Below are 15,467 nucleotides of genomic sequence, written 5' to 3'. Positions count from 1 at the left end.
CGCAAGGCACACCTGCCCCCTTCCCCAACACCCCTACGGAGGAGCCCCGCATGAAAGCCCTGGTCTGGCACGGCACCGCTGACGTCCGTTACGACACCGTCCCCGACCCGGAGATCGAGCAGCCCCGCGACGCCATCGTCAAGGTCACGTCCTGCGCCATCTGCGGTTCGGATCTGCACCTCTACGACCACTTCATGCCCGGCATGGAGAAGGGCGACATCCTGGGTCACGAGTTCATGGGCGAGGTCGTCGACGTCGGGGCCGAGGCCAAGAGCGCCCTGAAGGTCGGCGACCGCGTGGTCGTTCCCTTCACCATCTGGTGCGGCGAGTGCGACCAGTGCCGCCGCGGCAACTATTCGGTCTGCGAGCGCTCCAACCGCAACAAGGCGATGGCCGACAAGCTGTTCGGCCACACCACGGCCGGGCTGTTCGGCTACACCCACCTGACCGGCGGCTATCCCGGCGGGCAGGCGGAGTATGTGCGAGTCCCCTTCGCCGACCGCACCCATGTGAAGATCCCGGACGGGCTGACCGACGAGCAGGTGCTGTTCCTCGGCGACATCTTCCCCACCGGCTGGCAGGCGGCGGCGCAGTGCGACATCCAGCCGACCGACACGGTGGCGATCTGGGGCTGCGGCCCGGTCGGGCAGATGACGATCCGCAGCGCCATCCTGCTGGGCGCCAAGCAGGTCATCGCCATCGACCGCGTGCCCGAGCGCCTGTCCATGGCCAAGGCCGGCGGCGCCATCACCATCAATTTCGAGGAGGAAAGCGTCGTCGAGCGGCTGAACGAGCTGACCGGCGGCAAGGGTCCGGAAAAATGCATCGACGCCGTCGGCATGGAGGCGCACGCCACCGCCACGCTCGATTCCATGTACGACCGCGCCAAGCAGGCGCTGGCCCTGGAATCCGACCGCGCGCATGTGCTGCGCGAGATGATGTATGTCTGCCGCCCCGCCGGCACGCTGTCGATCCCCGGCGTCTATGGCGGGCTGATCGACAAGGTCCCCTTCGGCATGTCGATGAACAAGGGCCTGACCTGGCGCATGGGCCAGACCCACGTCAACCGCTGGACCGACGACCTGCTGCGCCGCATCCAGGAGGGCCAGATCGACCCGTCCTTCGTCATCACCCACACCGTGGGTCTGGCCGACGGGCCGGGCATGTACGAGACCTTCCGCGACAAGCGGGACGGCTGCATCAAGGTCGTTCTCAAGCCGTAACAGGGAGGCGCACCATGGCGCATTACCGCAGGAATTCGTCCGCCGACCGGATGGCGCGCGGCCTGGGCTGGTTCAGCATCGGGCTGGGCGTGGCCCAACTGGTGACCGCCCGGCGCCTCGCCCGCTGGATGGGAATGGAGGAGCAGGCCGGGCTGATCCGTGCCTACGGCGCGCGCGAGATGGCGACCGGCGTCGGTCTGCTGGCGATGGGCGACGCCCGCCCCTGGATGTGGGGGCGGGTTGCCGGAGACGCGCTGGACCTCGCCACGCTGGCGTCAGCGCATCACGACGGCAACCCGCGCCGGGAGAACGTCGCCACGGCGCTGGGCGCGGTGGCGGCGATGACGGCGCTCGACGTGCTGTGCACGGCGATGCTGCACCGGGAGGAGGCGACGGCCTGGACGCCGCCCCGCGACTACAGCGACCGCAGTGGTCTGCCGCGCCCGCCCGCCGCCATGCGCGGCACCGCCAAGGACGCCCCGATCCCCGCCGACATGCGGACACCGGACATCCTGCGCTTTCAGCTGGCTTGAGCGGCTCGGTCATAGCCCTCTCCCCTCCGGGGAGAGGGGACAACATCCCCTCAACAACACCCCGCCTTGCCGGCGCCGTAACGGGCTTGCAGACGGTTGTCGAGGAACTCGGTGTAGGTCATCGCCGGCTGGTCGGGGTGCCGGGTCCGCATGTGTTCCAGATAGGTGTCGTAATCCGGCACCCCGATCATGAGCTTGGCCGTCTGCTCGAAATAACCGCGGAACCGGCTGAGGTTGCTTTTCAAGCCGCTCATCCGTCGTCCTTTTCCAATAGACCGTACCCTCACTCCCGAAGGGGTGAGGGTACGGTGTGCCCCAACTCAATCCCCGGCCCGCGCGGTGGCGCCGCCGGTCGGGATTTCCCGGGTGGTCGGGCGGTCGCTGCGCAGCGCCTTCAGGCAGGACAGGATGCCGAAGACCAGCACCGCCAGAACCACCAGAACGAACAGCGAGGCCAGCGCCGCGTCCAGGTAATCGTTGAAGATCACCTGCCGCATCTGCTCCATCGAGGTCGCCGGAGCGAGCAGCCGGCCCTCGTTGGCGGCGGTGCTGAACCGCTCGGCGTGGGCGAGGAAGCCGATCGCCGGGTTGCTGTGGAAGACCTTCTGCACGCCCGCGGTCAGGGTGCAGATCAGCAGCCACGCCGCCGGCACCATGGTCACCCAGGCGTAGCGCTCCCGCTTCATCCGGAACAGCACCACCGTCGCCAGGATCAGCGCGATCCCCGCCAGCATCTGGTTGGAGATGCCGAACAGCGGCCAGAAGGTGTTGATGCCGCCCAGCGGATCGACCACCCCCTGATAGAGGATGTAGCCCCAGGCGGCGACGCACAGGCCGGTGGCGATCAGGTTGCCGGCCCAGGACGCCGTGCGCTGCAGCGGCTTGAAGAAGACGCCCAGCAGGTCCTGGAGCATGAACCGCCCGGCGCGGGTGCCGGCGTCGACGGCGGTCAGGATGAACAGGGCTTCGAACAGGATGGCGAAATGGTACCAGAAGGCCATCATGCCCTTGCCGCCGAACAGCTCGGAGAAGATCTGCGCCATGCCGACCGCCAGGGTCGGCGCGCCGCCGGCCCGCGACAGGATGCTCACCTCGCCGACGTCCTGCGCCGTCTGGGTGATCATCTCCGGCGTGATGACGAAACCCCAGTTGTTGATGACCTGGGCCGCCGACTCCGCCGTGGTGCCGAGCAGCGCGGGCGGGCTGTTCATGGCAAAATAGATGCCCGGCTCGATGCAGGAGGCGGCGACCAGCGCCATGACGGCGACGAAGGACTCCGTCAGCATGCCGCCATAGCCGATGAAGCGGGTGTGAAGTTCGTTCTCCACCATCTTCGGCGTGGTGCCGGAGGAGATCAGGGCGTGGAAGCCCGACACCGCGCCGCAGGCGATGGTGATGAACAGGAACGGGAACAGGCTGCCCGACCACACCGGGCCGGTGCCGTCGATGAAGCGGGTGACGCTGGGCATCTTCATCGGCGGTGCGACGAGCAGGATGCACAGCGCCAGCATCACGATGGTGCCGACCTTGAGGAAGGTCGACAGGTAGTCGCGCGGGGCCAGCAGCAGCCACACCGGCAACACCGACGCCACGAAGCCGTAGCCGATCAGGATCCAGGTGATCTGCACGCCGGTCAGCGTGAAGACCGGCGCCCACGTCTCGCTCTGCGCGACCTGCCCGCCGAGCAGGATGGCGGCGATCAGCAGGAAGAAGCCGATGATGGAGATCTCGCCGATCCGGCCGGGGCGCAGGAAGCGCATGTAGATGCCCATGAACAGGGCGATCGGCACGGTGGCGGCGACCGTGAAGAAGCCCCACGGGCTGTTGGTCAGCGCCTTGACCACGACCAGGGCCAGCACCGCCAGGATGATGACCATGATCATGAAGGTGCCGAACAGCGCGATGACGCCGGGGATGTCCCCCAGCTCAGCCTTGATCAGCTCACCGAGCGACCGCCCGTCGCGGCGCATCGAGACGAACAGGATCATGAAGTCCTGAACCGCCCCGGCGACCACCACGCCGGCCAGAATCCACAGCATGCCCGGCAGATAGCCCATCTGGGCCGCCAGCACCGGGCCGACCAGCGGGCCGGCGCCGGCGATGGCCGCGAAGTGATGGCCGAACAGGACGTACTGGTTGGTCGGAACGTAGTCCAACCCGTCGTTGTGGCGCATCGCCGGCGTCGGGCGCGCCGGGTCCAGCCGCATGACGCGGGTGGCGATGAACAGGCTGTAGTAGCGGTAGGACACCAGATAAGTACAGACGGCGGCCACGACCAGCCAGAGGGCGTTGATGGTCTCGCCGCGCGCCAAGGCGACGGTGCCGAGCGCGAAGGCGCCCAGCACGGCGAGAACCAGCCACGGCGCGTGATTGAGGATGCGGGGCATGCGTACTCCTCCCAAACGATTCGCAATCGTTGAAAAGCACGATGAACCTGATGAAAACGATGGAGAATCATCCTCTCATCACGCCCGAACGGGAAGAGCAAACTCACCGGTCGCGACAAAATGGGTCAAAAATAAGGCGTACCCTCAATTTGGGCGGGCTGCCCACCGCCCTCGGACGATCAGCGCGCCATGGACGACTCCGGCGCCCAGGCTGGTGTGGCCGCTGAACATGACGAGGCCGAGTCCCCAACCCTGCCACGACACGAGGAGGCCCAGCGCCCCCAGCAGGGAAACGGCCCCGCCGACGCGCAAGGCGAGCGTCGCGGGGCCCGGCAGGGACCGTCCGAACAGGTCGTGCTGCGGACGGTCCATCGCGACGGCCAGGGCGGCGAACCCGGTCAGGCACAGGATGAAGGACGACAGGTGGATCATGCTCATCCCTCGCGCAGAACGGCGCCACCGGCCGGCTTATTAACGGATTCGCGGGCCGGCTTGCGGGCCGGCCGCGTCTTGGGTTGGTGGCGGAGCGTGCGGACCGCCAGGACGGCGTGGAGCGCCGCCAGCGCCCAGCACATCAGGTCCATGCCGATGAACACCCAATCGCCTTCAGCCAGGCTGCGCCACAGCGGCCGCTGCGTGGTCGCGGCGTTGAGCACGGGCAGCAGCGCCAGCAGCGCCGCGGCCAGCCACAGCTGCTCGACCCAGGCCTTCTTCGCCGGGCGCAGCACGCCGTGCAGCAGCGTCAGCGTCCAGACGATGAAGAAGCTGTGGATCTCCCAGTTGGCGCGGTCCGCCAGGGTTTCCGGCAGCAGGCGGTTCGCCCACAGGAAGGCCGCCATGGCGACCGACAGGCCGGCGATGCTGGCGATGTTCAGCCGCTCCACGACGTGGAAGCCGACATGGGGCCGGGCCGGATCGGGCAGCTTCTGCCGCCGCTTCACCGTCCACATCACCAGACCGGTGCCCACCATGGCGGTGCCGGCGAGGCTGACGAGGAAATAGAGCCAGCGCGTCACCGAGTCGCTGAAGCGCCCCAGATGCAGGGCGTAGAGCACGCCGCGGGTCTCCGCCGCCGGCCCCACCCCTTCGTGGACGGCCAGCAGTTTTCCGGTGGTCCCTTCGAATTCCAGATACTGCGGGCTCATCGAGACGCGCCCGCCGTCGCCACGCGCCACCGCCACCCGCGCCGCCGCGTCGCCGGGATGCGTGGCGGTGACCCGCCCGACGCCGTCGCGGCCCCAGCGCTCCTGGGCGTGGCGCACCATGTCCTCGATCGAGGCGAGCGGCGCCTTTTCGCCGCTGGGCTTGCCCGGCTGGATGAAGGCGCTGAGTTCGGCGTTCAGCTGCTGGCGATCCGCCGCGGTCTTGATCCCCGCCTGCTGGCCCCAGGGCATGTAGAGCGCCATCAGCGTCACCAGCCCGGTGTAGGTGATCATGGCGTGGAAGGGCAGCCCGAACACCGACAGCGCGTTGTGCGCGTCGAGCCAGGAGCGCTGCCCCTTGCCCCAGCGGAAGGTGAAGAAATCGACGAAGATCTTCTTGTGGGTGATGACCCCGCTGACAATGGCCACCAGCATGAACATGGCCGCGATTCCCGCGATCCAGCGCCCCCATACCACCGGCATGTAATGGAACTGGAAATGGAAGCGGTAGAAGAAGTCGCCGCCCAGCGTCGCGCGCGACGACACCGTCTGCCCGGTCGCCGGGTCGAAGTTGCCCTCGCCGAAGGCGCGCTGGCCGGGAGCCGCCCCGGCGGTGCGCCAGAAGGCGTAGACGCTGTTGTTGCGGGCGTCCGGCAGGCGCAGGCTCCATTGCGGGCTGCCCGGCACCAGGGCGACGAGTTCGTCGGCCACCCGCTGGGCCACCTGGGCCTGATCCGGCACCCCGCTCTGCGCCGGCAGTTCGGGGCGCATCCATTGCGACAGCTCGTCCTTGAAGTAGGACACCGTCCCGGTGAGGAACATCGCGTAGAGCACCCAGCCGAGAAGCAGCCCGACCCACGTGTGCAGGTCGGACATGCTCTGGCGAAGGCCGCGGCCGTCGGGGCGCGCTTGCTGGTCCGTCGTCACGCTCGGCTCCCCATCACCAGACCGACCACGCCGCCAGCAACAGCGGCGCGGCCACGACAAGAAGGCCCGCCCAGGCGCGCAGCGCGCTGCGGACCGCGAAGACCCAGATCACGGCGGCGGCGTAGACGAGGAAACTCGCCATCTCGCCGGTGAGCACCGCCTGCGGCGTGCTCATGGGAAGCGCCAGCACCGCCACGCTGGCGAGTGCGGCCAGCGCATAGCCGCCGAACAGGGCGGCGGCTATGCGCGAGACGAGCGGGCCAACAGAGCGGACCCGTCCGGCCAAGGAGGTCATTTGTTGGGCGTCGCCGCCGGGCCGGCGGGGACCGGCGCCAGACCGTCGGGGTGGACGTAGGTCACCGTGGTGACGTAGCTGACGCCGTCGTACTTCTCGGCGCCGTTGGCGCCCTGGCGCTCGCCGGGGGTGCGCTCGTTCAGGCTGACCTCGGCCACGTAGGTGCCCTTCCACGGCAGGTCGAAGGTGACCAGACCCTGCTCGTCGCTGTGCTCCTCCTTGGCCCAGCCGGACTGGGTGACCAGCATCACCTTGGTCTTGGCCTTGGGCTGGCCTTGGAAGACCAGCTTGAACTGGCCGGGCTTGCCGGTGGGCACCAGATCCAGCGTCAGCTTCGGCGCCTGCTCGGCGAAGCCGGTGATCAGGCGCGCGGCGGGGTGGAACCAGTTGGTGGTCTCCTTGTCGCCCTGCTTCCACGTGTAGAGGGGGTAGAGCGTGTCCTCGGCGACGATGCTCTCGCCGTTGGCGGCCTTGAAGGGCAGCGCGAAGCCGTCGGCGGTCTTGGCGGCCTCGGCCTTCTGCTCGCCCTTGGCGGAGAGGAGGGTGCCGGCCGGCTTGCCGAACTTGTCGAGCAGGCCGGGCGAGACTTCGCGCAGGTTCTCGCCGAACTCCCCGAAGCGGATCGTGGCGTTGCCCTGGTCGGGCTGCTCGATCCAGATCTGGTGGGCTTGGGCGGGCATGGTGGCGGGCATGGCGAAGCCCAGCGCGGCGATGAGAGCGAGCGACAGTTTGTTCATGGTGAAATCCAGGAAGATCGAGAGGTTCAGAAGTCGACGGTGGCGGACAACAGCACCGTCCGCGGCGAACCGACGGTCACGTAGGTGCCGGTGGTCAGCCAGTACTCCTTGTCGAAGAGGTTCTCGACGCTGGCGCGCAGCACGACCGGCTTGCCCGACACGTCGGTGGTGTAGCGGGCACCGATGTCGAAGCGGGTCCAGCCGTCGAAACGCAGCGTGTTGGCGTTGGTCAGGTAGGAGCCGGAGGTGTGGATCACGCGCCCGTTGAGGGCAAGGCCCTCGACCCACGGGGTGTCCCAATCCAGGCTGGCGGAGAAGCTCTTGTCCGGCACGCCGGCGGCGTCGTTGCCCTCCTCCGAGGCGACGGCGGTCTTCGTCAGTTCCGGCTTCAGGAAGGTCGCGCTGGCCATGGCGCGCAGGCCGGGGAGGATCTCGCCGTAGGCGGACAGCTCCAGGCCGCGGTTGCGCTGCTCGCCGTCATAGGCCAGCTCGTTGGACACGGTGCGGATCGAGCTGGGTCGGGTGATCTGGAACACCGCGGCGGTGGTCGTGATGGTCCCCCAATCGACCTTGACGCCGCCCTCGAGCTGCTTCGACTTGTAGGGTTCGAGCACCGCGCCGGTGTTGGCGTAGCCGGCGCCGACGATGGTGCCGCGCGACAGGCCCTCGGCGTAGTTGCCGTAGACCGCGACATCCTCCAGCGGCTTGACGACCAGACCGGCGAGCGGCGTCGTGGCGCTGGCGTCGTAGTTGCTGGTCTGCGCGCCGGTCGTCGTGCTGAAGCCTTTCACCTTCACCGTCTGGTCGCGCACGCCGAGCGTCAGCAGGACGCGGTCGTTGACGAAGGACAGCGTGTCGGCGATGGCGATGCTGCTGAGCGTCGTCTCCGCCGACTTGCGCGGGTCGGTGCGCGGCGCGGTGATGACGGGCAGCGGCGCCGGGTTGTAGATGTTCGACGGGGCCGAGCCGGCGGCCTGGATGTAGGCGTTGCCCTCCTCCCGCTGGAAGCCGGTGTAGCCGATGTTGACCTGATGGCGGACGGGACCCGTCTCGAAGCGCAGGCGCGCGCCGGCCGTGCCGCTGACCGTCTCGCTGTAGGAGTCGTAGTAGGAGTTGCGGACCGTGAAGTTGCCGAGCGCGTTCACGGCGGGGTTGGACTGCGGAAACACCTGATCGTTGGTGCCGTCGCGGTAGCCGATGCCGGCGTAGGCGGTCAGCCAGTCCGTCACGTCGAACTCGATGTTCGAGGCGATGGTCTTATCCTTCTGGACCAGCGTCGTGCCCGGGTACCAGTTGCTCCGCGCGTCGGGCGGCGACGGGATCGCCGTCGTCGTGGACAGGATGCTGATCTGCGGGCGGAAATTGTCGGTGTCGTCGCGCTGGATGATGCCGTCGAGCGACCAGCGCAGCCGCTCGCCCCGGTAATCCACCGCCAGCGAGCCGAGGCCGGTCTTGACGTCTCCGTCCTCGATCGAGGCCTCGCCGCCGCGCAGCAGCCCGTTGAAGCGCACGCCCCAGGCGTTGTTCTCGCCGAAGCGGCGCCCGGTGTCGACATGGACGCCGAAGTTGGCGTCGCTCTGGTACAGCCCGGTCACGCGGGTCAGCGGCTGATCGCCGGCGCGCTTGCTGAGAATGTTGATGCCGCCGCCGATGCTGCCATTGGGGGCGATGCCGTTGATCAGCGCACCCGGCCCCTTCAGCAGCTCGATCCGCTCGATGATCTGCGACGGCACGCGGTTGGAGGACACCAGCCCGTACATGCCGTTGAAGCCGACGTCACCCGACGGAACGGCGAAGCCGCGGATCTGGAAGGTGTCGTCGAAGCCGTTGCCGCCGGTGGTCGTGCGCACCGACGAATCGTTGATCAGCGTGTCCGCCGCCGTGCGCGCCTGCTGGTTCTCGATCAGTTCGGAGGTGTAGTTCGTCGTGCTGAACGGCGTGTCCAGCGTGTTCTTCGTGCCCAACAGGCCCAGCGTGCCGCCGCGCGCCACCTGACCGCCCGCGTAGGGCGGCGGCGGCTCGCCCGGCAGCGCGCCGGCGTTGGCCGACACCTGGACGGAGGGCAGCACTGTCGCCCCGGCCGGGGCGTTCACGACCGGCGAAGACCCTTGCGCGACGAGGCCGTACCCCGAGGAGGTGCCCGCGAGCTGATAACCGCTGCCGTCCAGCAGGCGGCGGAAGCCGTCCTCGACCGTCGTCGTTCCGCGCAGCCCCTGGGAGGTCTTGCCCCGGACCTGCGCCGGGTCCACGGCGATGCTCACCCCGGCCTGGGCGGCGAAGTTGCGCAGCGCGGTGTCCAGCGGTCCCGCCGGCACGTTGGCGTCGATCGTGCGCGCTGCCGTCTGGGCCTGCGCGGCCGGCGCGAAGGAAAGGCCGCCCACGAAGACGGCGCTGGCAAAGCAAACGGCCATGGCGACCGGGCGCAGACCCGGTGCGAAGACATCATGCGCGGCGCCGCGGCGGCGGGCGGTCAGGCGCAGAGAGCCCTTGCCGCAAGATTGAGGCATTGTGCCGGTTCCTCTACCAAAAGGTGTATATGTGGCGCAGCGTTAGCGACCGGCACCCTGTCCGTTTCAAAAAAGCCGAACGTCTGCGCTGATCGCCTGAATGCGAATGATTTTCATTCTAAGCATCAGCCGACGGATCGCGCAAGGGGGCAACGTCACCGTCCTGGTGATCGTTTATGTCTTTATGTCCGTGATTTTCTTACGGGAATTCTGGATGCTTCAAGTCCCTTCCCCCACTGGGGAAAGGGTTATGAAGCCCCCGGCACCTTCAGGCGCTGCCCCGCACCAGCAATTCGAACCCCACGTCCTGGGTGCGGTTCTCCACCTCGCCGCCCTGCATCCGCCGCAGCAGGAGGTTGGCGGATTCCGTGCCGATCTTGCGGCTGGCGATGGCGATGGTGGTCAGGCCCGGCGTCAGTTGCCCAGCGATGTCGTAATTGCCGAACCCGGTGATCGCCAGATCCTTCGGCACCGAGATCCCCAGGCCGCTGCAGGCCAGCAGGGCGCCCGAGGCCAGCACGTCACTGACGAACACCATAGCGTCGGTGTCAGGGTGCTGCTCCCGGACCAGCTTCAGCAGTTCCACGCCGGTCGCCATCACCATCGGCCCGCTGGCGACGGTGACGACGCGCGGCGTCACGCCCGGGAAATGACGCTCATGGGCGTCCTGGAAGCCCTTCAGACGCTCCTTGGCGCGGTGGTCGCCCGGCTTCATGACGCCCGTGAAGGCCAGCCGGCGATAGCCGCGCCCCACCAGATGGTCGACCACGCTCATCAGGGCGGCGTGGTTGGAGAAGCCGACCAGCATGTCGACGGGGCGGTTCGTCCAGCTCCAGCTTTCGACCACCGGAACCCCTGTGCGCTTCAGGAGGGCGGTGGTTTCCTGGGTGTGGCGGGTGCCGATGATGAAGAAACCGTCGGGTCGCCGCCCGCTGAAGCTGCGGACCAGCGACTCCTCCCGCCCCGCCATATAGTCGGTGTGGCCAAGGAAGACCTGATAGCCCTCTGGCAGCAGGACGTCGGTCAGGCCCTGGATGGTTTCCGCGAAGATCGAGGCGGAGATGGTCGGGATGATCGCCGCCACCGTCATGCTGCGGTTGGAGGCGAGGTGACTCGCCGCCAGATTCTGCACGTAGCGGGTTTCGCGCACCGCCTCCTCGATGCGGGCGAGCGTGTCCGGGCCGACGCTGCGCGGATCGCGGAGCGCGCGCGAGACCGTCTGCGTGGAGACCCCGGCGGCCTGCGCCACATCGGCCATCGTCACCGCGCGGGTCGCGGAGCGCCGCCGTGACTCCGCCTTCCTGAGCGAAAGCTGTCCTTCGTCCGTCACCTGGGATGACCTCTTATCCTGCCTCCGCCGGCCCGCCTTCGGGCACCGACCGGCCGCCTTCTTGTGCATGGCCGCGCCCGCCGTTGCAAGCCGGGTGCGGCACCCTTTCCACAATCCATAACGCATTTCATGTTAGCGGTCACGTGAACGCTAACGCAATCGCTCACCAAAGATGCTTGATTGCCCCAACCAATCATGTTACCGGTCACGTTAGCGGTCACTCGAAACGGACGCGAAGGCGGACGATCCGGGGGACGCTGGGAGGGACACCGCGGCGGCCCGATGGCCGCATGGCGGGCAAGCAACAAAGACAAGCAACGAAGCAGGCAAGACATGAGCGTTCTTGCGGACAGCGTCGCCTGGATCACCGGCGGCGGCAGCGGAATCGGGGAGGCCGGCGCGCGGGCGCTGGCGCAGGGCGGCGCCACCGTCGTCCTGTCCGGACGGCGCAAGGACGCGCTCGACCGCGTGGCGGAGTCCATCCACGCCGCCGGCGGCAGGGCCGAGACCGCGGTCCTCGACGTGGCCGACGAGGCGGCGGTGCGGCGCGTGGCGGCGGCGATCCTCGACCGCCACGGGCGGATCGACACGCTGGTCGCCAGCGCCGGGATGAACCTGCCCAACCGCAGCTTCCGCGACCTCGGGACGGAGGGCTGGCGGCGGCTGGTCGACGTCAACCTCAACGGCACCATGCACGCCATCCAGGCGGCGCTGCCCGCCATGCGGGAGCGCCGGTCCGGCACCGTCATCATCGTGTCCTCCTGGGTCGGGCGGCACGCGCTCGTCCTCGGCGGCCCCGGCTACAACGCGACGAAGCAGGCGCTGGTGACGCTGAGCCACAGCCTGAACATGGAGGAATGGCGCAACGGCCTGCGCTCCTGCGTGGTCATGCCCGGCGAGGTGGCGACCGACCTGCTGGGCCAGCGCCTTTCCCCGCCCCCGGCGGAGGAGATGGCGCGCCTGCTCCAGCCCGAAGACCTGGGCCGCACCATCCGCTTCGTGGCCGAGATGCCGCCCCATGTCTGCGTCAACGAAATCCTCATCAGCCCCGTCTGGAACCGAGCCTTCTTCACCGAAGCCCCGGCGACCAACGGCTGACCATCCATCCCTCCGCCCCATCCTTCCGCGCCATTCCTCCACGTGGCCGGCGGACCCACGGCAACAAGACCCGGATATCATGGACAAGAAACGCAACATCCTCAGCGGTTACCGTGTGCTCGACTGCTCCATCGCCATGGCCGGCCCGCTGGCGGCGCAGCGCCTGGGCGACCTCGGCGCCGACGTGGTGAAGGTGGAGCCGGTGACCGGCGAGTGGCAGCGCCACACCGCGGCCGGCGGCATCACCGGCAACAAGGTGAACGTCTCCTTCCTGTCGCTGAACCGGAACAAGCGCTCGCTCGCCGTCGACCTGAAGAACACCGAGGGCAAGGCCCTGCTGATGGAGCTGGTCAAGACCGCCGACGTGTTCCTCCAGAACTACCGGCCCGGCGTCGCCAAGCGGCTGGGCGTGGACTATGAATCGCTCTCCGCGGTCAACCCGCGCCTGATCTACCTGTCGATCTCCGGCTATGGCGAGACCGGCCCCTACGTCCAGCGTCCGGGCCAGGACCTGCTGTTGCAGGGCATGTCCGGCGCCATGCTGTCGGCGGGCCGCGAGGGCGAGGCCCCGACCCCTGCCGGCCAGTATTTGGTGGACGCGATCACCGGCTACACCGCCTTCGAAGGCGTGCTGGCCGCCCTGCTCCACCGCGAGCGCACCGGCGAAGGGCAGCTCGTCCAGGTCAACATGCTGGACGCCATCACGACGATCCAGATGCAGGAGCTGTCGGTCTTCACGGTCGGCGGCAAGCCGCAGACCCGCTCCGCCGAGCCGCACGCCCACGTCTACATCCGCGCGCCCTACGGCGCCTTCGCGACCAGCGACGGCTTCATCATCGTGGCCTTCCCGCCGCTGAAGCTGCTGGGCGAGCTGATCGGCGAGCCGTCTTTCCTCGACATGGAGGACGAGACCGACAGCTGGTCGCGCCGCGACGAAATCTTCGCCAAGACCCGCAACCGGCTGACCGCGAAGACCTCCGCGGAGTGGCTGGAGCTGTTCAACGCCGCCGGGGTCTGGGCCGGGCCGGTCTACGGCTACGCCGACCTCGTGAACGACCCGCAGATCAAGCACAACGGCACCTTCGTCGAGTACGACCACCCGACCGAGGGCCGCGTCAAGACGCCGGGCTTCCCGATCAAGTTCTCCAAGACCCCGTCCGAGGTCGAGCGCGGCGCCCCCCTGACCGGCGAGCACACCCGTGAGGTGCTGGCGGCCGCCGGCTTCACCGCCGAGGCCATCGACCGTCTGCTGGCCGCCGGCGTCGTCGCCGCGACGGAACCGGAGGCGGAGGAAGAGGAGGTTCGGGCATGCGCTACCGCGCGCTGACCTGGGACCACCCGCGCGGCTACAACGCCTTGGCCGCCGCGGCGGCCGGGCTGGACGAGGCGCGCGGCGGGCTTGCGATCGACTGGGACAAGCAGCCGCTCGAAGGCTTCGAGGCCCATCCGATCGGCGACCTCTGCGCCCGCTACGACCTGATCGTTCTCGATCATCCGCATGTCGGAGAGGCGGTCGCGGAACGCGGCCTGATCCCGCTGGAGGACCTGTTCACCGCCGCGGACATCGCCGGCTGGCAGCGCGACAGCATCGGGCCGAGCCTCGCCAGCTACCGCTTCGCGGACCGGCACTGGGCGCTGCCGCTCGACGCGGCGACCCAGGTCATGGCCTGCCGCGCCGACCTTCTGGACGGGCCGATCCCGGTCACCTGGGCGGAGGTGGTGAGCCTGTCCGAGCGGGCGCCGGTCGCCCTGTCGCTGGCCGGGCCGCACGCCTGCCTGACCTTCCTGTCCATGGCGGCGGCCTTCGGCGATCCGCCCGCGGTGGCCGATCCCGACCGGCTGGTCTCGACGGAGGTGGGGACGCAGGTGCTCGACCTCATGGCGACGCTGGCCGGGCGGATGCCGGCGGCGGTGCGCGGGCTGAACCCCATCGGGCTGCTCGGCCATATGGCCCGCACCGACGGCGTGGCGCTCTGCCCGCTGGTCTACGGCTACGTCAACTACGCGGCCCCCACCGCAGCGGGCGACAAGCCGGTGACCTTCGCCGACGCGCCGCGCGCCACGGCGGACGGGCGTCCCGGCTCGACGCTGGGCGGCACCGGCATCGGCGTCTCCGTGCGCTGCGAGGTGACGCCTGCCCTGCTCGACCATCTGCGCTGGCTGCTCGGCGCCGAGGCGCAGCGGAGCTTCATCCCGGCCCACGACGGCCAGCCGAGCCGCCGCGACGCCTGGGCGGACGAGGCGGTGAACGCCCGCTGGGGCGGTTTCTACCGCAACACCGCCGCGACGCTGGAGGCCGCCTATGTCCGCCCGCGCCACGCCGGCTACATCGCTTTCCAGGCCGAAGCCGCCGCGATGATCCGCGACGCGCTGGCCGACGGCACGCCGCACCCGGCGTTGCTCGACCGTCTGCAACACCGCTACGCCGCCAGCCGTCCGGACACGTCCGGACCGGGCGGCGCCGAACGATAAGGCCCATCCCATGGACTCGCTCAACACCCCCGATCCGGCGCTTGGCGCGGTCACCGTCACGGTGGACGGCTTCGTCGCCACCATCACGCTCGATCGCCCGCAGAAGCTGAACGCGGTAACCCCGGAGATGGCCGCGGAGCTGGTCGCCGCCGTGGCCCGCTGCAACGCCGACGACGACATCCGCTGCGTCGTGCTGACCGGCGCCGGGCCGCGCGCCTTCTGCTGCGGCTCCGACATCCGCGAGCTGGACCGCTACGACACCGCCTGGAACTTCCGCAACCGCGAAGACTATTGCGACGCCATCCGCGGCTTGCGCAAGCCCAGCATCGCCGCGGTCAACGGCTACGCCTTCGGCGGCGGGCTGGAAACGGCGATGAGCTGCGACATCCGCATCGCGTCGGAGAACGCGCAGTTCGGCGCGCCGGAGATCAAGCTCGGCTGGATCGGCGGCGGCGGCGTGGCGGCCTTCCTCTCGCACTCCATCGGCACCTCCAACGCCGCGATGATGATCCTGACCGGCGACCCGATCCCGGCGGACAAGGCGCTGGCCTGGGGCCTCGTCAGCGAGGTGGTGCCCGCCGACCGCCTGCTCGCCCGCGCGCAGGAGATCGCCGCCATCGTCGCCAGCCGCGCCCCCATCGCGGCGGAGACGGCGAAGCTGAACCTGAAGGCCGCCCACACCATGCCGGTGGAAAAGGCCATCGAGTACGAGCGCGACCTGCAGACCATCTGCTTCGCCACGGCGGACGCCGCCGAGGGGCGCGCCGCCTTCAAGGAAAAGCGCAGCCCGGTCTTCCGGCGCAAGTAACGACCCGG

Annotated in this window: 14 protein-coding genes; 6 read left to right on the top strand and 8 right to left on the bottom strand. The window is 69.1% G+C overall.

Going from position 1 to position 15,467, the window contains the following annotated elements; all coding sequences use genetic code 11:
* Nucleotides 1–50: 50 nt before the first annotated feature.
* Complete coding sequence (locus ACWPN7_RS01530) at nt 51–1,223, top strand: zinc-dependent alcohol dehydrogenase (RefSeq protein ID WP_014197886.1); 1,173 nt, start codon at nt 51–53, stop codon at nt 1,221–1,223.
* 14 nt (nt 1,224–1,237) lie between these two features.
* Nucleotides 1,238–1,756, top strand: coding sequence for a cyclase dehydrase (locus tag ACWPN7_RS01525; protein WP_459197776.1), 519 nt, complete (start codon nt 1,238–1,240; stop codon nt 1,754–1,756).
* Nucleotides 1,757–1,806: 50 nt separating this feature from the next.
* Here ACWPN7_RS01525 and ACWPN7_RS01520 read toward each other — a convergent pair whose 3' ends face one another.
* The 8 genes from ACWPN7_RS01520 to ACWPN7_RS01485 all read right to left on the bottom strand — a co-directional run bounded on the left by ACWPN7_RS01520 (nt 1,807) and on the right by ACWPN7_RS01485 (nt 11,081).
* Nucleotides 1,807–2,010: a YbdD/YjiX family protein gene (locus ACWPN7_RS01520; protein WP_014197888.1), complete on the bottom strand. Its 204-nt coding sequence runs from the start codon at nt 2,008–2,010 to the stop codon at nt 1,807–1,809.
* 66 nt (nt 2,011–2,076) lie between these two features.
* Nucleotides 2,077–4,143: a carbon starvation CstA family protein gene (locus ACWPN7_RS01515; RefSeq protein ID WP_040134631.1), complete on the bottom strand. Its 2,067-nt coding sequence runs from the start codon at nt 4,141–4,143 to the stop codon at nt 2,077–2,079.
* A 144-nt stretch (nt 4,144–4,287) separates the two neighbouring features.
* Nucleotides 4,288–4,575, bottom strand: coding sequence for a DUF3325 domain-containing protein (locus ACWPN7_RS01510; RefSeq protein WP_041812360.1), 288 nt, complete (start codon nt 4,573–4,575; stop codon nt 4,288–4,290).
* A gap of 2 nt (nt 4,576–4,577) precedes the next feature.
* Nucleotides 4,578–6,212: a PepSY-associated TM helix domain-containing protein gene (locus ACWPN7_RS01505; RefSeq protein ID WP_459197775.1), complete on the bottom strand. Its 1,635-nt coding sequence runs from the start codon at nt 6,210–6,212 to the stop codon at nt 4,578–4,580.
* 13 nt (nt 6,213–6,225) lie between these two features.
* Entirely contained in the window at nt 6,226–6,507 is a 282-nt protein-coding gene (locus tag ACWPN7_RS01500) for a DUF3649 domain-containing protein (protein ID WP_200475023.1), read from the bottom strand.
* Nucleotides 6,504–7,244, bottom strand: a complete 741-nt coding sequence (locus tag ACWPN7_RS01495) for a cobalt ABC transporter substrate-binding protein (protein ID WP_459197774.1) — start codon at nt 7,242–7,244, stop codon at nt 6,504–6,506. Before ACWPN7_RS01495 ends, ACWPN7_RS01500 begins: the two co-directional genes overlap by 4 nt.
* 26 nt (nt 7,245–7,270) lie before the next feature.
* On the bottom strand, nt 7,271–9,751 hold the full coding sequence (locus ACWPN7_RS01490) for a TonB-dependent siderophore receptor (protein WP_459197773.1): 2,481 nt from the start codon (nt 9,749–9,751) through the stop codon (nt 7,271–7,273).
* A gap of 268 nt (nt 9,752–10,019) precedes the next feature.
* Nucleotides 10,020–11,081, bottom strand: a complete 1,062-nt coding sequence (locus ACWPN7_RS01485; RefSeq protein WP_459197772.1) for a LacI family DNA-binding transcriptional regulator — start codon at nt 11,079–11,081, stop codon at nt 10,020–10,022.
* A 333-nt stretch (nt 11,082–11,414) separates the two neighbouring features.
* On the opposite strand from ACWPN7_RS01485, the gene ACWPN7_RS01480 reads away from it, so the two are divergent.
* The 4 genes from ACWPN7_RS01480 to ACWPN7_RS01465 all read left to right on the top strand — a co-directional run bounded on the left by ACWPN7_RS01480 (nt 11,415) and on the right by ACWPN7_RS01465 (nt 15,459).
* Nucleotides 11,415–12,179 carry an SDR family oxidoreductase gene (locus tag ACWPN7_RS01480; protein WP_459197771.1) on the top strand — a complete coding sequence of 255 codons (765 nt, stop codon included), beginning with the start codon at nt 11,415–11,417 and terminating at the stop codon, nt 12,177–12,179.
* Between the two features lie 79 nt (nt 12,180–12,258).
* Nucleotides 12,259–13,506, top strand: a complete 1,248-nt coding sequence (locus ACWPN7_RS01475; protein WP_459197770.1) for a CaiB/BaiF CoA transferase family protein — start codon at nt 12,259–12,261, stop codon at nt 13,504–13,506.
* On the top strand, nt 13,488–14,651 hold the full coding sequence (locus ACWPN7_RS01470) for an extracellular solute-binding protein (RefSeq protein ID WP_459197769.1): 1,164 nt from the start codon (nt 13,488–13,490) through the stop codon (nt 14,649–14,651). Before ACWPN7_RS01475 ends, ACWPN7_RS01470 begins: the two co-directional genes overlap by 19 nt.
* 10 nt (nt 14,652–14,661) lie before the next feature.
* Entirely contained in the window at nt 14,662–15,459 is a 798-nt protein-coding gene (locus ACWPN7_RS01465) for an enoyl-CoA hydratase/isomerase family protein (protein ID WP_051140522.1), read from the top strand.
* Nucleotides 15,460–15,467 lie beyond the last annotated feature (8 nt).

It is taken from the genome of Azospirillum sp. UENF 312511 (assembly GCF_058780635.1).
Note: the sequence above shows the minus strand (reverse complement) of the source record. Positions and strands in the feature narration are given on the sequence as shown.